Source organism: Chitinophaga tropicalis, assembly GCF_009758205.1.
GTDB lineage: Bacteria > Bacteroidota > Bacteroidia > Chitinophagales > Chitinophagaceae > Chitinophaga > Chitinophaga tropicalis.
The window spans coordinates 50,259-67,831 of record NZ_WRXN01000017.1 but is presented as its reverse complement, the minus strand read 5'-3'; the positions used below and the strand labels follow the sequence as shown (position 1 = coordinate 67,831).

General features: G+C 46.7%; 15 protein-coding genes. 1 reads left to right on the top strand and 14 read right to left on the bottom strand.

Going from position 1 to position 17,573, the window contains the following annotated elements; translation table 11 throughout:
- Nucleotides 1-103: 103 nt before the first annotated feature.
- From GO493_RS26960 to GO493_RS26930, 7 genes are all read right to left on the bottom strand, one after another.
- Nucleotides 104-556 carry a hypothetical protein gene (locus GO493_RS26960; protein ID WP_157309346.1) on the bottom strand — a complete coding sequence of 151 codons (453 nt, stop codon included), beginning with the start codon at nucleotides 554-556 and terminating at the stop codon, nucleotides 104-106.
- Between the two features lie 143 nt (nucleotides 557-699).
- A complete protein-coding gene (locus GO493_RS26955) occupies nucleotides 700-1,989 on the bottom strand; it encodes an adenylosuccinate synthase (RefSeq protein ID WP_157309345.1) in 1,290 nt (429 codons plus the stop codon).
- Nucleotides 1,990-2,202: 213 nt separating this feature from the next.
- On the bottom strand, nucleotides 2,203-4,455 hold the full coding sequence (locus tag GO493_RS26950; protein WP_157309344.1) for a RelA/SpoT family protein: 2,253 nt from the start codon (nucleotides 4,453-4,455) through the stop codon (nucleotides 2,203-2,205).
- A gap of 207 nt (nucleotides 4,456-4,662) precedes the next feature.
- A complete protein-coding gene (locus GO493_RS26945; protein ID WP_157309343.1) occupies nucleotides 4,663-5,388 on the bottom strand; it encodes a 2'-5' RNA ligase family protein in 726 nt (241 codons plus the stop codon).
- A gap of 71 nt (nucleotides 5,389-5,459) precedes the next feature.
- Nucleotides 5,460-6,179 carry a response regulator transcription factor gene (locus GO493_RS26940; protein WP_157309342.1) on the bottom strand — a complete coding sequence of 240 codons (720 nt, stop codon included), beginning with the start codon at nucleotides 6,177-6,179 and terminating at the stop codon, nucleotides 5,460-5,462.
- Between the two features lie 287 nt (nucleotides 6,180-6,466).
- Nucleotides 6,467-7,924 carry an alpha-L-fucosidase gene (locus GO493_RS26935; RefSeq protein ID WP_157309341.1) on the bottom strand — a complete coding sequence of 486 codons (1,458 nt, stop codon included), beginning with the start codon at nucleotides 7,922-7,924 and terminating at the stop codon, nucleotides 6,467-6,469.
- Nucleotides 7,925-7,926: 2 nt separating this feature from the next.
- Nucleotides 7,927-10,497: a beta-mannosidase gene (locus GO493_RS26930; protein WP_232539127.1), complete on the bottom strand. Its 2,571-nt coding sequence runs from the start codon at nucleotides 10,495-10,497 to the stop codon at nucleotides 7,927-7,929.
- A 35-nt stretch (nucleotides 10,498-10,532) separates the two neighbouring features.
- Here GO493_RS26930 and GO493_RS30925 point away from each other — a divergent pair, with 35 nt between their 5' ends.
- A complete protein-coding gene (locus GO493_RS30925) occupies nucleotides 10,533-10,706 on the top strand; it encodes a DUF6728 family protein (RefSeq protein ID WP_198315843.1) in 174 nt (57 codons plus the stop codon).
- Between the two features lie 44 nt (nucleotides 10,707-10,750).
- Here the strand turns inward: GO493_RS30925 and lpxB are convergent, their stop codons facing one another.
- The 7 genes from lpxB to GO493_RS26895 form a co-directional block, all read right to left on the bottom strand.
- A complete protein-coding gene (gene lpxB, locus GO493_RS26925; protein ID WP_157309340.1) occupies nucleotides 10,751-11,854 on the bottom strand; it encodes a lipid-A-disaccharide synthase in 1,104 nt (367 codons plus the stop codon).
- A 22-nt stretch (nucleotides 11,855-11,876) separates the two neighbouring features.
- On the bottom strand, nucleotides 11,877-12,179 hold the full coding sequence (locus GO493_RS26920) for a hypothetical protein (RefSeq protein ID WP_157309339.1): 303 nt from the start codon (nucleotides 12,177-12,179) through the stop codon (nucleotides 11,877-11,879).
- Nucleotides 12,180-12,210: 31 nt separating this feature from the next.
- On the bottom strand, nucleotides 12,211-12,990 hold the full coding sequence (surE, locus tag GO493_RS26915; RefSeq protein WP_317165471.1) for a 5'/3'-nucleotidase SurE: 780 nt from the start codon (nucleotides 12,988-12,990) through the stop codon (nucleotides 12,211-12,213).
- 87 nt (nucleotides 12,991-13,077) lie between these two features.
- Nucleotides 13,078-13,857, bottom strand: coding sequence for an ABC transporter permease (locus tag GO493_RS26910; protein WP_157309338.1), 780 nt, complete (start codon nucleotides 13,855-13,857; stop codon nucleotides 13,078-13,080).
- A 4-nt stretch (nucleotides 13,858-13,861) separates the two neighbouring features.
- Nucleotides 13,862-14,755 carry an ABC transporter ATP-binding protein gene (locus tag GO493_RS26905; RefSeq protein WP_157309337.1) on the bottom strand — a complete coding sequence of 298 codons (894 nt, stop codon included), beginning with the start codon at nucleotides 14,753-14,755 and terminating at the stop codon, nucleotides 13,862-13,864.
- Nucleotides 14,755-17,154: a 3-hydroxyacyl-CoA dehydrogenase/enoyl-CoA hydratase family protein gene (locus GO493_RS26900; RefSeq protein WP_157309336.1), complete on the bottom strand. Its 2,400-nt coding sequence runs from the start codon at nucleotides 17,152-17,154 to the stop codon at nucleotides 14,755-14,757. The genes GO493_RS26905 and GO493_RS26900 overlap by 1 nt, the downstream gene beginning before the upstream one ends.
- Nucleotides 17,155-17,248: 94 nt before the next feature.
- On the bottom strand, nucleotides 17,249-17,563 hold the full coding sequence (locus tag GO493_RS26895; RefSeq protein WP_157309335.1) for a HigA family addiction module antitoxin: 315 nt from the start codon (nucleotides 17,561-17,563) through the stop codon (nucleotides 17,249-17,251).
- Between the last annotated feature and the right edge of the window lie 10 nt (nucleotides 17,564-17,573).

Genomic DNA, 17,573 nt, shown 5'->3' with positions numbered 1-17,573 from the left:
AAATGTTGAACTGGTTACCCCAATTCAACATTTGCTGTTTAAATAACTTTGGATCATTAACCGGGAAATGGTGAAATGTCCTGATAACGTTACTTTTTAATTCTTAGAAATCATCGTCATCATCATCAAACCCGCCCCTGTCGTTAAACAGGCCCATATCTTTGAATTCGTCATCTATTCCCAGATCGTCATCGTCATCAGCGCTTTTCTTGCCGGGACGACCGCGTTTGCTCTTAGGTTTAGGCATGTCAAACTCTTCGAAATCAGGATCGTAATCCTCATCATCACTTTTTCCCCAACTATCATCATCATCTTCCAGATCATCATCCTCGTCATCATCCAGGTCATCGTCATCGTCATTTTTCTTCTTTGACTTTGAGGCCGGCTTATCTGATTTTTTTGAAGCAGCAGACTTACGGGGAGTTTCCTCCTCATCCTCATCATCATCGTCCTCCTCTTCTTTCTTTGGCTTACTAGCAGCTTTAGGCGCGGCTTTAGGCGTTTTCGGAGAACTCGTCTTTTTGGTCTCTTTTTCGTTATCAGATTTTGATTTCATAATAGGTTCACTTAAGTCTTTAGCGTATTTCTTTTGCGTAAAGTTTTAACAGTTTTTTGTATTAGCCAAATTTTTTTTGCCGATTTTTTTTTGTAATTTTTTGCTATTTGGCCACTGCTAATTCCTTGCTGTATACCGGTATTTTACTGTTCCAGTATCTGATCCCTTCCCGGTCCGTTTGATACAAATTTCACGGGTACTTCGAGATAAGTTTCCACAGCTTTTACAAACGATTTCATTTCTGCCGGCAACTCATTGAAATGCTTGCTTTTGGCAGCTGTTTCGTCACTCCATCCTTTATGCTTCTCCCAGATTGGCTTTACTTCTGCTTCGTTCAGCTGGAAAGGCATTGCTTTTGTCTGCTTTCCATCTATTTCATATGCGGTGCAGGCATATACTTCATCAAAGGCATCCAGTACGTCGCTTTTTGTCATGACCAACTGAGTAACACCACTTAACATGCAGGTGTAATTCAGGGCTACCAGGTCAATCCATCCGCAACGGCGGGGACGGCCGGTAGTGGCGCCAAACTCATTACCTTCAGCACGCAGCTTTTCGCCGGTGGCGTCATGCAGTTCTGTAGGGAACGGTCCGCTACCCACGCGGGTACAATATGCTTTGGTAACGCCTATCACCTCTTTTATCCATTTTGGCGCTACGCCCAGTCCGGAACATACGCCGGCAGAAATAGTACTTGAAGAAGTAACAAACGGATAAGTACCGAAGTCTACATCCAGCATGCTACCCTGAGCACCTTCCGCCAGTATTTTCTGACCGGCTTTCAGTCTTTCATTGATAAAGTACTCACCATTCACAATATTCATCTCTTTCAGGTAAGCCACGGCATCAAAGAACTCAGCTTCCCATTCAGCTATATCTTTCTCAATCTCGGCTTTTACAGCGGCTTCAAAGTCGTATCCGGCTAGCAGATGCTGATGCTTTTCTTTCAGCCGGGTATAACGCTCTTTGAAGTCAGAGCGAAGCACATCTCCTACCCTGAGACCATTACGGCCTGTTTTATCCATATAAGCAGGGCCAATACCTTTCAGGGTAGAACCTATCTTTTCACTTCCTTTTGAGATTTCGGAAGCCTTGTCAAGTGCACGATGAGAAGGTACGATAATATGCGTTCTTTCCGCAATAAAAAGATTCTTTTTCAGGTCTACACCCAGTGATGAGATCTTGTCGCATTCCTTTTTGAAGGTAACAGGGTCCAGCACCACACCGTTCCCGATCAGGTTAATGGTATTGCTGTGAAAAACCCCGGAAGGGATGGTATGTAAGACTACCTTCTGGCCCTCAACATATAAGGTATGCCCTGCGTTAGGCCCACCCTGGAAGCGGGCTATGACATCGTATTTACCTGCAAAGTAATCCACAATCTTTCCTTTGCCTTCGTCGCCCCACTGCAGGCCCAGCAAAACATCTACCATAAGAGTTGATATTGATTTTTAAAAAGAAGTGGCAAAATTACGGGGAAAAAGGAAGAAATGCAATTTATATAAAAACAGGCAGTACACCTGTTTGGAGCTTTGTATCAGACTCAGTACGAGGAAACTGCTCAAAAAATCGCTTTTACCTTCGGTAGAAGCGATTTTTTGAGGGTATTTTTTGGGGCCTGCGGCCGGCTAAGAATTTAAAATGATCTATTCGTCTTCGAGACGGCTGACAGACTGTATGCCATCCAGCTTTTTAAGGCGTTCAAACAGCTCTTCCAGCTCTTCCTTGTCATGCACAAACACCTTGATAAGCCCTTCAAACAGGCCCTCCCTGGATTCTATGGTCAGACCTGCAATATTGATCTTCAATTCACCGGAAATAATATTGGTGATCTTATGAATAACCCCCACATCGTCCATACCAATGATCCTCAAACCGGTCAGGAAGGAGATCTCCCTGTTCTTCACCCACTTGGTCTTTACTACCCTGTGACCATAATTGGCCAGCAGCTGGGCGGCATTGGGACAATTGGTACGGTGTATCTTCAACCCCTCGCTGGCGGTAATGAAGCCAAATACGTCATCTCCGGGAATAGGCCGGCAGCAGTTAGCCAGCTTATAAGCTATCTTATCAGAACTTTCTCCGAAAATGATCAGTTCTGCATCTTTCTTGGATGGTATCTGGTGCTTCAGATGCTCTTCTGAAATATGTTCCGGTTGTTTTACCGGCAGCGGCTTGGGCGCTTCCAGTTTATCGCCCAGTACCGAAAACTGCTTCAGTTCTTTCAGATCGATATTCTTAACAGCAATCTGATAGTACAGGTCCAGTGATGAGGGTTGTTTATAAAACTGTACCAGCTCATTGATATTATGCTGGCTGTTGGATATTTTCAGATGATCGAGCTTCCTTTCCAGCAGCTCTTTACCATCCATGGCCACTTTCCGCTTCTCTTCCTTCAGGGCGTCCTTGATCTTGGATTTGGCCTTGGCAGTCAGTACATAATTCAGCCAGTCTTCAGTAGGCTTCTGCTTGTTGGAAGTAATGATCTCCACCTGGTCGCCGCTACGCAGCTTATGGCTGATAGGCACCAGCTTATAGTTCACCTTGGCGCCTATACACTTGTTACCCACAGCACTGTGAATAGCATATGCAAAGTCCAGGGCGGTGGAATTGACCGGGAGAATCTTCAGGTCGCCTTTAGGCGTATAAACATAGATCTCTTCTGTGAAGAGGTTACTTTTGAAATCGGCCAGGAAGTCCAGTGTGTTGGAATCAGGGTTATTGAGTATTTCCCTGATCTGGGTGAACCACTGGTCAAATTTGGCTTCTGTACTGGTATTCTGGATACTGCCCTCTTTATAGCGCCAGTGGGCAGCCAGGCCTTTCTCCGCATAATCGTTCATCCTCTTGGTACGGATCTGCACTTCCACCCATTTTCCCTGGGGGCCCATTACAGTTACGTGCAGCGCCTCATAGCCATTGGATTTGGGGTTGCTGAGCCAGTCGCGCGTCCTTTCCGGGCTTGGATGGTAAAAGTCAGTGATGATGGAATATACTTTCCAGCAATCTGACTTTTCCCTTTCTATCGGAGAGTCCAGGATAATACGGATGGCAAAAAGATCATACACTTCTTCGAAGGTCACGCCTTTCTTCTTGATCTTATTCCAGATGGAATGAATAGATTTCGGGCGACCGTAAATATCGAAGGCCAATCCTTCTTCCTGCAGTACTTCTTTTATAGGCTTGATAAACTCGTTGATATAACGGGTGCGCTCACGCTTGGTTTCCTTCAGTTTGCGGGCAATATCCCGGTATGTCTGCTGCTCGGTATATTTCATGGCCAGGTCTTCCATCTCTGACTTGATGTTATACAAGCCAAGACGGTGGGCCAGGGGAGCGTAGATAAATACGGTTTCTGAAGCTATTTTCAGTTGTTTTTCCCGGCTCATACTGTCCAGGGTACGCATATTATGCATCCTGTCGGCCAGTTTGATCAGGATCACCCTGGGGTCATCTGCCAGGGTGAGTAGTATCTTTTTGAAGTTTTCCGCCTGGGCGGTGCTGGTATTCGAGTCTATAACGGTGGAGATCTTGGTGAGACCGTCCACTATATGGGCAATCTCAGGTCCAAAGGCCCTGTCTACATCTTCCAGGGTCACCTCAGTATCTTCTACTGTGTCATGCAGCAGGGCGCAGATAGCGGAACGTACTCCCAAACCGATCTCGTCAACGCAGATCTGCGCTACAGCAAGAGGGTGTAAGATATACGGTTCACCTGATTTGCGGCGCATTTCCTTATGCGCATCTGCCGCCATTTCAAAGGCGGTACGGACCAGTTCACGGTCTCCTTTCTTTAAACGGGGTTTAAGGGACCGAAGCAAAGCGCGGTAGTGACGAACGATCTCTTTTTTCTCCTGTTCCTCGTCCAGATTATATTGTTTAACTGTCACTGTTTCCATCAGCAATAAAGTTACAATTTTATTGCATAAGAATATTGGGGAGGAAAGGAGGGATGATGTACCAGTTTTTGGCACTTTCTTTTGGGAAGTACTGTGGCGCTAAAGTGATACCGCAGTCCATACACTATCCATACACTATCCATACTTTATAGTAGGCTTTGAGCAGGAGTATCCATATGGTATCCGGGGGGTATATTTGGCCTGTTCTCAGACCCGAACTTTGCCACCTACACCCAGGGGGCATTTGTGCAACACTTCCCAGGAAGTGCCGGTATGCCTGAGCAGGTAGAGGTTCCTGACCCTGAAAGACGCCTCATACTCTTTCTGGCTGTATTCAGCCAGCGCTTCGGCAAATTCATCTTCTGTCAGATCTCTGAAAGCCAGGGAGATATGCGGATTGAACCCGTGACGGGCCAGCATGGGACTGAACCCGAAATTCTTCCGCAGGAAGGACACCATTTCCTGGTGCAGGCGTGTAATTCCTTCATTCTTACATACATTAATATATAAGACCTTCCTGTGATTGAGCAATACTCCTCCAAAACCGTCCAGCCGGATCTCAAAAGGAGCCATGGAAGCTGCAAAATCTGTCAGTCCCTGGCAAAGCTCCCGCTCTACTGTGGCGCTGGTGGTAAAAGGTGTTTGCAGGGTGATATGCGGCAGTACTTTCAATGCCCTTCGTGACTCATAATTTTCCGCAAACTCCTGCTTCAAACGGATAATTTCCTTCCCTACCTCGGCCGTTGGCAGCAGGGCAATAAAATAGATCTTGCGTTCCTCTTTGGGAGGTTTTCTCTTTCGCAAAGGCAAGGGAGACCTGGAGCGGTTGCCACGCAGCTGGTTGTTACTGTGTCTCTGTTTCTGGCGGGCAGGCCCATTCCCTTCCGGTCCGCCACTATGCGCCGGCCGGTGGTCGTTTCTGTCGTAAGTCATTGTGATCAGTTATGGGGTTCAACACGTTGTTGAGGTTAAAATATCTTTATTCGTATATAATAATAAAAATGTTATTCTCCGTTTTGGTTGTCGTTTATAGGGATGTTAAGCCTGATGCCTACGTTATGCAATGTTTCAAGATCAATATTCGGTTCCAGCCTGAAATGCTTTCGTAAGCGTGCAATAAATACGTCCATACTTCTGCTGGAGAAAAAGCTGCTGTTCCCCCAGATCTTTAACAGGATCTCATCCCTTTTTACAAGTTTATTACTGTTCTCAACAAGATAACGAAGCACTTTAGCCTCTTTCTTTGTAAGAGAAGCAACGGGCTCTCCTCCTACTCTTGTCAGCTCTTTCTCTTCATAGTTAAAGCGTACATCCCCTATCTTGTAAATGCCATCGCCCGGTACATCTTTGGGTAAGGTTCTCCTGAGAAATACCCGGATACGCATCACGAGCTCCCTTACACTAAAAGGTTTTGTCAGGAAATCATCCCCGCCTATACGGAAAGAGTGCAGTCGGTCTTCATCCCTTACCTTGGAAGAGATAAAAAGAATGGGGATCATGCCGTTCTTTTTACGGATATCCTGTGCCAGTGTAAAACCATCTTTTTTTGGCATCGTTACGTCCAGTATGCAGAGATCGAAGTCGTCCCGCTGAAACTTCTTCCAGGCTACCTCGCCGTCAAAACAGAGCACAACCGTGTAGCCTTCTGCTTCCAGCTGCTTCTTGATTATATTGCCAAATTGATAATCATCTTCTGCCAGGAGAATTTGTACATTGCTTACCATGCCTAATTTTTTTTCCTAGTTTTTGTTAACAAAACAATTTCTAATGCCCCGATTACAATATTGATAAATAAACCGCTGATTTTAGTTAATAATTAGTTATTGAAAGAATTTTTCTTACCGGGACAGATAAACGTGACTTCATATCCTGAGCTGATACAACTTAGAGGTTATTCATAAGATCTTACGTTAAAAAGTCATCACTACTAAAATAGACAACAAAAAAAAAGACTGCCTGTTCAAAGGCAGCCTTCTTTTTTGTTCACAGTCTATTAACCGATCTCCGCGTTTTACTCAACAGCAGAGATCTGTATAGCTACGGCATGCTGCCAGTTCTTTGACTGTACAGCGGCAGGTATGCTGATCTGGGTACCGGTACCGGTGGCTTTCCAGGATATTTTCTCTTTAGCTCCCAGTACGGTCACTTTTGCTCCTTTGGCAGGTTTCAGGCCATTGAAGGAAATAGTGGCGGGCAGTTTTTCATCTTTATCCAGCAGGTAGATAGCATATATATTGCCATTCTTTTTCCTGGTAAAGCAAACTTTTCCGTCTTTGTAAGGCGCTACGGAGCGGGTGCTATAGATGGCATCGCCATTCACCTTCATCCATTCACCGATAGCGGCCATAGTAGTATATGCTTCATCATGCAGCTGTCCGTCAGGGCCAGGGCCTACGTTCAGCAGGTAGTTACCGCCTTTGGCTACAATATCTACCAGGTTATGGATAAGCGTATTTACTGATTTGTATTTGTCGTCCGGTACATAAGACCATGAGTTGGCCATTGTCATGCAGGTTTCCCAGGGATAAGACAATGGTTTGTCAGGTATCTGCTGCTCAGGCGTACGGTAGTTCTCGAACGGACCATGTACACTACGGTCTACTACGATCAGACCAGGCTGGTGTTTGCGGGCCATAGCGGTAATACCTGCCATGTTGATATCCTGGTTCTGTTTAACCACTTTACCATCATTTTCGGCAGCAGTAATATCAGCCGCTTTTTTCTCAGCCTGCTTGCGGGCACGTACCCATCCGCCATCCAGCCAGAGTATCTCGATCTTACCCATGGTGGTCATCAGTTCTTCTATCTGATTATAGGTAAATTCCTGGAACTTCTTCCAGCGTTCAGGGTATCGTGTCACATCGTAGTTCACATTCCTGTCCTTTGGCGGGAAATAGGGCCACCAATAATTCTCGTTATGCCAATCCGGCTTGGAGAAATAAGCGCCGGCATGAATACCCTCCTTACGGAACGCATCAAATACCTCTTTGGCAATATTGGCACGGGGATCATTGCGGAAAGGGCTCTTTGTTCCCGCTACGCTGTAATCTGTCTGTTTAGTATCCCACATACAGAAACCGTCATGGTGCTTGGTAGTGAATACAACGTATTCCATGCCTGCTCCTTTAGCAGCTTTGGCCCATTTGGAAGGGTCAAACTTTACCGGATTGAAAGTAGTGGCCAGGGCCTCATACTTCTTCACATAATCATAATAGGGAATACCATAAGGATTACGCTGTGTCCAGCCTTCATCTTCCGGACAGATACTCCAGGATTCCACTACTCCCCACTGGGAATAAGCGCCCCAGTGAATGATCATCCCGAACTTCCAGTCCTGCCAATCTTCAAGTTTCTGGAGCACGGCTTTGTCGGTTTCAGGTACATAGGGCTGTTCCAGACCGTGATCCTGCGCGCTGGCTGTGGAAAAGGCCAGTAATGCGCTGCTGAATAACATAAAAAGTTTTCGCATGATTAATTTTTAAATGTATCTCTGAGACTAATAACCTTTAGCTGTTCTTTCACCTGTTCTGCTGACATTCTGGTTGATAACGTGATCGTGGCTTCATGTCCCGGCAACAGATCAAAATAGTTATCACTGAAATGAGAATCCTGGTCCTTATCCAGCAGCAGGTAAATATTCCTGGCCAGGTTTGTGGTGCTGACCCTCACTTCTATTGTTCCGGATGTGCCGGCTGTTACGGTGGTCCGGATATCCGGATCCGGCAATTCCATTTCCCTGACGTTAGCAAAATAAAAAACATTCTCCGTCAATAACTTATTGTCCTTTACCACTTTTGTGTAGAATATTACCTTTCCGGTATCTGCTCCCTTCAGCAGCTCTGCCGGAGCAATGTCATGTACTGACATACTTTTACCTGCAAAAGCAGTGATTCCCGGTAATTCTTTCTGCCATAACACCTTCCCACCGAAATCCAGGAGTTGCATCTGTAATGTCACCTTCTCATTGGCCGGCAGGTCGGAAATAAGGAAAGTCCGGAGATCACCTTTCTCCACAACATTTGATACCAGCACAGGAGAAAAGGCCTTCTTCACAAAATACTGCAACGCCTTCCATCTGCCATAATAATCACGGCCGGACCAGGAAGGGCCAGGCCAGCAGTCATTCACCTGCCAGTACAACGTGCCCATACAATAAGGCATAGCCCGGCGATGGGCCTCTATTCCTATTCTCATTCCTTCAGCCTGCAGTACATGGTTCACATACAGCAGCGATTCGAAATCCTTCGGCTCGCGGTAATAATGCAACAGGTAAGTTTTGATGGCAGTATTTCCTCTTGTTGAGCTTTTCTGATGGGAAAGCATCACAGGTGAATAGATATCCCTTTCCTGTTCTGTCGTAAAACGGCGTACCGTATGGATATCAGGGAAAGACTGAAAACCATATTCACTCATAAAACGGGGTATATGTGTGTTAAAGGCGTCAAACCATTCCATGCCATGCCATATCCCCCAGTAGTGATTGTCTCCTTTAGTGAAATCTTCCGGTGTTCCCCAGTTGCTGATAGGGGAAGAATGAAAATAGAAACGGCCCGGATCATAGGCTTTTACTTCCTGCGGCAACAATTCTTTAAACAGGCGGTCATAACCCTGTACCAGCTGCTGCCACTGGGTTTCTGTATATCCATAGCTATCTTTCCAGCCCCAGTTCTTAATAGCAACGGCTATTTCATTATTACCGCACCACAGGGCCAGGGAAGGATGGTTGCGTAACCGGGTGATGTTCGCCACGGCCTCTTGTTTTACGTTTTCCAGGAAAGCCGTATCTGAGGGGTAAAAAGAACAGGCAAAAAGGAAATCCTGCCATACCAGTATACCATTTTCATCAGCCAGGTCATAAAAAAGGTCCTTCTCATAAACACCGCCTCCCCATACGCGCACCATGTTGAAATGGGATGTTTTCATATCGCTGAACAGTTTGCGGTATTGGTTATCTGTAACCCGGGGCAGGAAATTATCCTGCGGAATATAATTACCTCCTTTCATGAATACCGGCTTTCCGTTCACTTTTACATAAAAGCTTATGCCCATGCTGTCCGGCTCGTTGATCACTTCTACTGTACGCAGGCCTATTTTCAGGGAACGGGTGGCAATCACCTGTTTTCCTTCCAGTACAGCAACCTTTACCTGGTACAGGTAAGGATCGCCTAAGCCATCAGGCCACCAGCGGCGGGGCTTACTGATATTAAAAGGAAGATTTACAGTCTGTTTACCTGTCTGTAAGGCCGCATTAAGCGTGGCGGCCGGAAAGGCTTTGTCCGGGCTTTCTATCTTAATGATATAATTCCCTGCACGTGTGGTATTGAATGTCACAGCTGCATTGATAACAGCTGCTTTATCTGTAAGCGATTGCTGCTGCAGCCAGGCGTCCTGTATATCGGTACGGCTCCAGGCACGCAGGTATACCGGCTGCCATACACCGCTGGTCACTATTCTCGGACCCCAGTCCCAGCCAAAATGATAGGGCGTTTTACGGGCGTAAATGCTCAGTGGAATATCGCTGGCGTCATTCCCTGCCGGGTAGACCAGGTTATCCCGGAGGAATTGAGGCATATTCTGATTAATCGGACTATGAAAAAGAATGCGCAGGTGATTACTGCCGGTATGCAGCCATTCTTTCACATTTACCTTTGCAGGCACAAACATATTATGACTCTGCAGCACCAGGTGTTCGTTTACATAAACGTCAGCATAGGTGTCAAGTCCGCGGAAATCCAGTTCTACCACATCCTGTTGCAGCATGGTCTCTGTTACTTCAAAGCGGGTACGGTATAACCAGTCTTTTTTGTCCACCCACTGGACTGCTTTTTCATTCATCCCGATAAACGGATCGGGAATAAGATGATGCGTCATCAGGTCGGTATGTACAGTACCCGGTACTGTGGCCGTGCGCCAGGTAGTATCGTCCCGGCGGGCAAATTCCCAGTTGCTGTTCAGTTCTGTTTCCATTACAGACTGCGCTTGCAGCATATTTGCCATAAGGCTGCCGCATAGCAGGAATGTATAACGTAGCTTATTGTTCATGTTCCAGGCCTATTGATTATTTATATCTTTGTGGTATGAAAAGTATCTGGCAGCAGTTTCTGCGTTACCTGTATATTGGCAGGAAGGACCCATCGGCCCCGAAAGGTCGTTATGTAGCAATGATGCATGGTATGAACCGTATTTCCATCATTGTGTTCCTGATAGCACTTATCATCATGCTGGTCAGGATCTTTACCCGGCATCATTAGTGAAGATAGACCTTTCCTTTTGAAGGAACACTGATGGCCGACAGCTATTTCACTGCTTCCTCATAGATTACTTTTGCAGCCCTGCTGCTGGCATCTTTTTCTCCCAGTTTTGTCCACAATGCTGCATAATCTGCTTTGATACGGCTGCGTACAGCAGTATCTTTCAGCAGCAAGGTCAGTTCTTTCAGCAGGTTCTCTTCATTCAGGTCATGCTGAATAAGCTCTTTTACAACCGGCTTGTCCATTACCAGGTTGACGAGTGAGATATATTTTACCTTGATCAGTCTTTTTGCAAGAAAATAAGAGATAGCACTTCCTTTATAACATACCACTTCCGGTACACCAAAAAGAGCGGTTTCGAGCGTAGCTGTACCTGAGGTGACCAGGGCCGCTTCTGCCTGCCGCAACAGGTCATAGGTTTTTCCTTTTACAGTAGATACGTTGGGATGGGCGCCGGTCAGTCCGTGCATAAAGGCATCGTCAAGGCTGGGCGCCTGCGCTACTATAAACTGATAGTCCGGGAAATGCCTGGCCATGGTAAGCATGATAGGCAGTTTAACGCTCACCTCCTGCCGGCGGCTGCCGGGAAGGATGGCAATAACAGGTTTATCTGATAACGGCGGATCTGCAGGACTGTTCTTGCTGGCTTTGATCACTTCTACCAGCGGGTGACCAACATACTCCACCTCATAGTCCCATTTTTTATAGAAATCCTTTTCGAAAGGCAGGATGCAAAGCATCTTATCCACACTTCTACGGATCTTCTTCACGCGGCTTTCTTTCCAGGCCCATACCTGGGGAGAAATATAAAATACGATCTTATATCCTAACGGTTTGGCCCATTCGGCAATACGGAGATTAAAGCCGGCATAATCTATCAGTACAAGCACGTCAGGCTGATATGCCTGTATATCTTTTTTGCACCATTCCATATTGCGCAATACGGTACGCAGGTTCATCACCACTTCAATGAACCCCATGAAAGCAAGTTCCTTGTAATGTTTCACCAGCGTGCCACCGGCCTGCTGCATCATGTCTCCACCCCAGCAGCGGATGTCCGCACTGTTGTCAAGTTGTTTCAGCTGTTTGATAAGATTGCTGCCATGGAGGTCGCCGGATGCTTCTCCGGCGATGATGTAATACTTCATGCGGCAAATATAGTACAGGATTCTATCCGTGCAGTAATTTCAGGAAAAGTATAGTGATGGCATAAAGCATGGTAACCAGGAAGATCCCTTTGGCGGTAACATCTTTCCTTGTACGGGTATAGAGATAGAATACCACACCATTCAGTAAAAGACAAATACTAATGAGTTTAGGGAGCATCTGCCTGTTTCCCTTCAGAATGTTGATGAACTCTGTCAGTTCCACATGCTTTGGCATAAACACGAGCAGATAATACAAAAAGAATGCAACTACGGGAGTGAATAGTCCCAGTACAATACCTAAGGGGAGATTGTCTTTTTTTAACATAGTGTTTGTTGATAATGTGCCTTTATACACATCAGAGTTTCCAGTCGGTTTCTATCTTTTTCTTTAGCTTGTAATCGGTCAGATCAAACTGTACAGGCACCAGTGAAGCATAATTATTGGCCAGCGCATAAACATCGGTATCTTCTCCGTTATCGCGGTTGATGAATTCTCCTGTGAGCCAGTAGTATTTTTTACCACGCGGATCACGACGTTCATCAAACGCTTCTACCCATTTTGCATTGGCCTGCCGGCATATTTTGATTCCTTTAAAGTCTTCTTTTTTAATAATAGGGATGTTGACATTGAACAATGTACCTTCCGGCAGATCTGATTCCAGCATCTTTTTGGTAACTGTATATGCAACTTCCTGAGGCAGGCTGAAGTCAGCCCCGAAGCTGTAATCCAGGTAAGAGAACCCTACAGAAGGCACTCCTTCTATAGCTGCCTCCATAGCTGCAGACATTGTACCGGAGTAGATCACGTTGATAGAATGGTTAGCGCCATGGTTAATACCGCTCACACAAATGTCCGGTAGCCGGTGCAGTATCTTATCGCGGGCCAGCTTCACACAATCTACCGGGGTACCGGAGCATTGCCAGGCTTCTATTCCCTCAAAGATATCCACAGGGTCCAGGCGTAACGGCACTCCAATTGTAATGGCATGCCCTTTTCCTGATTGCGGGCTATCCGGCGCTACCACCACCACCTTGCCCAAAGGGCTTACTGCTTCTATGAGGGCACGTATGCCGGGAGCTGTTACACCATCGTCATTGGTAACCAGTATGATCTTTTCCTGCGCTTTTCCCTTCACGGTATAATTTGGTTTACATTTCCCAACAAAAATAATATTCCATAATATATTATGCTGAGAAAGAATGTTAAATTAATTTAATAGTATTTACAGGTCTGTCCGGAGCATCTTATGAAACACCCACCATAATGATAGCCCTATATAGGCCAGTAAGGCGGTCAGGTATACATAAGTATCCAGCGGACCGGCAAGCGGTACCAGTTTATCAACAACCGGCAAAGGCAACAGTTCATCTGCTGTCTGTAAAGGCATAAGACCTCCAATATCTCCTACAAAGCGCTTCAGGGTCATTACCACCAATTGTTCCAGTACCATAACATAGGCCAGGTAGAGTACTATGGCCAGACCGGTGCGTTTTACCAGTACTCCCAGCAGCAGGGCCAGGCATAAGGACAGCATTACCTGCAGAAAATAATAGAAGAGGAACCTGAACCCTTCCAGGCTGAAAGATTCCTTACCATATACAGCACCAAAGTATGCAGCTGTTAAAGCAGATACCAGGAGGGCGATCACTGAAAAGGCTACCACCCAGAAAAGTTTGGAGAGTACCAGTTCGCGGCGTTCCCACCCATCTATTACATGCTGCCTGTGTGTTTTGAAAGAGAACTCGTTGGTAACCAGGGTCAGTAAGAGGAATCCGAAGATAACCGTCGTGAATGAGCTTACGTATGCTACCGTCTGCCAGACAATAGGGAAGTCATAGATAGATCTTCCCAGCGCCTGCTGTATCTGTTTTGGAATGCGGCTGTTCACGTCCTGTACGATGGCGTTGACGGCGGGAATGATGAGCACTGCCAGCCCGAGAAAGATCCAGAAAGTACGGTAATACTTCACTTTCAGCCATTCTATCTTTATAATGTTGAGCATAGGGTCAATTGTTAGTGAGTTCAAGGAAGGCGGTTTCAAGACTCTTCCGGCGTATCTGCAGGTGGCTCAGCCATACTCCCTGTTCTGCGCACCAGGTATTCAGCGCAGCCGGGTCTATTGCGTGGTTGAAAGTAACGTGCAGGAGGTTGTTGCCATTGGGCAGTACTTTCTCAAAGGCGGGATGTTGCTGTATAAGCCGGGTAAGGGCCTGCACATCGGCGCTGCCTATTTCGATAAAATCTTCCCGGGCCATCACTGTATTGACAGGGCCTGAGCTGAGCAGTTCTCCTTTCCGGAGAATAGCTACATGCGTACATACTTTCTCCACTTCATCCAGCAGGTGGCTGGCCATAATGATGGTCTTACCCTGTGTGGCCAGGGTGCGGATAAGTGTGCGGATCTCAGCAATGCCTTCAGGGTCCAGGCCGTTGGTAGGTTCATCAAGGATGAGTACCTGTGGGTCTCCCAGCAGGGCGGCTGCAATGGCCAACCGTTGTTTCATGCCCAGGGAGTAGGTTTTAAAGGCAGAGTGCTGCCTGGCGGCAAGACCTACCAGGTCCAGCACCCTGGGAATATCTGCTTCGCTTTGCCGTTTAATGGCGGCTACAACTTTCAGGTTGTTCCTGGCGGAGAGGTAGTGATAAAAGTTAGGTGTTTCCAGCAGGGTACCTATCTTTTGCCGCTGTACAGCAGAAGGCGCCTGTCCAAAAAGGGTAAAGCTGCCGCTGTCTGCTTTTAACACGTCGGTCACTATACCCAGCAGCGTGGTTTTACCACTGCCGTTGGGGCCCAGTATTCCGAACACACTTCCTTCAGGAATGCTGAAGGACACACCTCCAAGGGCCTGTATGGCACCATATCTTTTGGAGATGCTATTCAGGGAAAGGATAATAGACATCAGTTTCTTATTGGTTTTCCGGTTTTCAGCACGCTTTGCAACCTTTCCAGTGTCTTACGTTCTCCGGCCAGGCTGAGGAAGGCTTCCCTTTCCAGGTCCAGCAGGTACTGCTCGCTTACCAGAGTAGCTTCTGAGAGGTCGCCACCACTCATAACATAGGCCAGTTTACCGGCAATTTTGGCATCGTGTTCAGAAATATAATTAGCAAAGCGCATGCTATGGATACCGGTCAGTAAGGTGCCCAGGGCTGTGCGGCCCAGCACTTTTACGTCTTTTCTTTCTACAGGACGGGTATATCCTTCTTCCGCCATTTGCAGTACACTTCGTTTGGCGTCGGCAATAACGCGGCTCTGGTTGATGGAAATTTCGTCGTGACCGGCGCGCAGAATACCGAGGTCAAACGCTTCATGAGCAGAAGTGCTGACCTTAGCCATGGCAACGGTCATAAATCTGTCTTTCAGCGGTTCTTCTTCAATACGGCCTTCTTTAAACTCATCACTGGCGCGGAGGGCCATTTCTTTGGTACCGCCGCCACCGGGGATCAGACCTACTCCCAGTTCTACCAGGCCTATATAGGATTCTGCTGCAGCCTGTACTTTATCTGCATGCAGGCACATTTCGCAACCGCCTCCCAGTGTGAGGGCATGCGGAGCAACAATTACCGGGATGGAAGAATAACGGAGGCGCATGGTGGTTTTCTGGAAAAGGCGTACTGCCATGTCCAGTTCATCATACTCCTGTTCTGCCGCCAGCATGAAGATCATGCCTACGTTGGCGCCGGCAGAGAAGTTAGCGCCCTCATTGGCTATTATCAGTCCGCGAAAATCTTTTTCTGCACGGTCTATCGCTTTATTCACCCCTTCCAGCACCTCACCGCCAATGGTATTCATCTTGGTTTTCCAGTCAATCGCTACCACACCGTCGCCAACGTCGTAAAGGTTACAGGCGCTGTTTTTCCATACAACATTACCGGAAAGGTTCTCCAGTATAACAAAGGTATCTGCTCCGGGCAGTACCTTATAGTCTTTTGAGGTGATATCGTAATAGTACTTCTTACCGTTTTCTATTTTATAGAAGCGCTTAATACCTTTTCCCAGCATTTCCTTCACCCAGGGCGCTACTGTTAACCCTTTGGATTCCAGCACACTGATGCCTGCTTCCACTCCCAGCACATCCCAGGTTTCAAAAGCTCCTATTTCCCAGCCAAAGCCGGCTTTCATGGCATCGTCCATTTTATACAGGTCGTCAGCTATTTCAGGAATACGGTGAGAGATATATGAAAAGAGATATGCGTGGAATTGCTGGTAAAACTGTCCTGCCTTATCAGAAGATGTTGCCAGTGCTTTAAGACGTTGTTTCAGGTCTTCTATTGGTTTAGCGGCTTCGATGCTGCCAAATTTCGCTTTCTGGCGGGGACCATACTCCATTGTTTTCAGGTTCAGTGTGAGTATTTCCTTGCCGCCTTCGCCTTTCGTCTTTTTATAGAATCCCTGCCCGGTTTTATCTCCCAGCCATTTATTCTCAACAACTTTCTGGAGAAATGGTGGGATCACAAAGACATTTTTCGCTTCATCTTCAGGGCAGTTTTCAGCTACTCCTTTAGCTACTTTTACCAGGGTATCTATACCTACTACGTCAGCCGTACGGAAAGTGGCAGATTTAGGCCTGCCTATTACGGGGCCTGTCAACGCGTCTATTTCATCAATATTCAGGTCCAGTTCCTCCATTATGTGGAAAATGGCCATGATAGAGAACACTCCTACCCTATTGGCAATAAATGCAGGAGTGTCCTTACAGAGCACTGTTGTTTTACCCAGGTACAGATCTCCATATTCCATCAGGAAGCTGATCACCTCCGGGTCAGTATACGGGGTTGGAATGATCTCCAGCAAGCGCAGGTAGCGGGGAGGGTTGAAGAAGTGCGTACCACAGAAATGTTTTTTAAAGTCATCACTGCGGCCGTCTGTCATCAGGTGAATTGGGATACCGGATGTATTGGAGGTAATGAGCGTACCGGGTTTACGGTATTTCTCCACCTGCTCAAACACAGTCTTTTTGACATCCAGGTTTTCTACCACTACTTCAATGATCCAGTCATACCCTGCAATCTGAGACATGTCGTCCGTAAAGTTTCCTGTACGGACCAGTTTTACTACATCCTTATTGTATACGGGGGAGGGGTTAGACTTCAGTGTGGACTGAAGTGCGTCGTTTACGATACGGTTTTTAACCGCTTTACTGTCTAAAGAAAGGCCGCGGGCCTTTTCTGCATCAGTTAACTCTTTAGGGGCAATATCCAGCAACAATACCTGTACGCCAATCCCTGCAAAATGGGTTGCTATACGGGAACCCATTACTCCTGAACCTAAAACGGCCACCTTGTTGATGTGTCTTTTCATAGAACGCGTTTTATTGTGCTACAAGCGCTGAGGCATTGTAGTGAGTCTGTGTTAGATAGTGAATTATCTAAGCTACGGAAAAATCAGCAGCAAATCACAACTCTTCAGACTTCACTTTTGAACTTCTGATTTTCCTGATCGTGGACAAATCAACATTCTGGCGGGCCTGCCACAGATCATAGTCAAGCTGAAGGTTCATCCACATTTCCGGAGTAGTACCCAAAAGCTTTCCCAGGCGCAATGCCATCTCGCCACTGATCCCCTGACGGCCATTCAGCAATAATGAGAGCGTTTTCCGGCTAACACCAAGTTTTTCTGCTATGGCTCCTACCGTCAAGCCTGTAGGCTCTACATATAATCCTTTTAAAATCTCCCCGGGATGGCTGGGGGGTAATCCTCTCTTTATCATGATAACAATT

Coding starts and splice junctions, on each gene's coding strand:
- GO493_RS26920 (WP_157309339.1), bottom strand. CDS start 12,179: ATGTTAAAAAAAGACAATCTCCCCTTAGGTATTGTACTGGGACTATTC.
- GO493_RS26960 (WP_157309346.1), bottom strand. CDS start 556: ATGAAATCAAAATCTGATAACGAAAAAGAGACCAAAAAGACGAGTTCT.
- GO493_RS26955 (WP_157309345.1), bottom strand. CDS start 1,989: ATGGTAGATGTTTTGCTGGGCCTGCAGTGGGGCGACGAAGGCAAAGGA.
- GO493_RS26905 (WP_157309337.1), bottom strand. CDS start 14,755: ATGTCTATTATCCTTTCCCTGAATAGCATCTCCAAAAGATATGGTGCC.
- GO493_RS26910 (WP_157309338.1), bottom strand. CDS start 13,857: ATGCTCAACATTATAAAGATAGAATGGCTGAAAGTGAAGTATTACCGT.
- GO493_RS30925 (WP_198315843.1), top strand. CDS start 10,533: ATGAAAAGTATCTGGCAGCAGTTTCTGCGTTACCTGTATATTGGCAGG.
- GO493_RS26940 (WP_157309342.1), bottom strand. CDS start 6,179: ATGGTAAGCAATGTACAAATTCTCCTGGCAGAAGATGATTATCAATTT.
- lpxB (WP_157309340.1), bottom strand. CDS start 11,854: ATGAAGTATTACATCATCGCCGGAGAAGCATCCGGCGACCTCCATGGC.
- GO493_RS26945 (WP_157309343.1), bottom strand. CDS start 5,388: ATGACTTACGACAGAAACGACCACCGGCCGGCGCATAGTGGCGGACCG.
- GO493_RS26950 (WP_157309344.1), bottom strand. CDS start 4,455: ATGGAAACAGTGACAGTTAAACAATATAATCTGGACGAGGAACAGGAG.
- GO493_RS26930 (WP_232539127.1), bottom strand. CDS start 10,497: ATGAACAATAAGCTACGTTATACATTCCTGCTATGCGGCAGCCTTATG.
- GO493_RS26935 (WP_157309341.1), bottom strand. CDS start 7,924: ATGCGAAAACTTTTTATGTTATTCAGCAGCGCATTACTGGCCTTTTCC.
- GO493_RS26900 (WP_157309336.1), bottom strand. CDS start 17,154: ATGAAAAGACACATCAACAAGGTGGCCGTTTTAGGTTCAGGAGTAATG.
- GO493_RS26895 (WP_157309335.1), bottom strand. CDS start 17,563: ATGATAAAGAGAGGATTACCCCCCAGCCATCCCGGGGAGATTTTAAAA.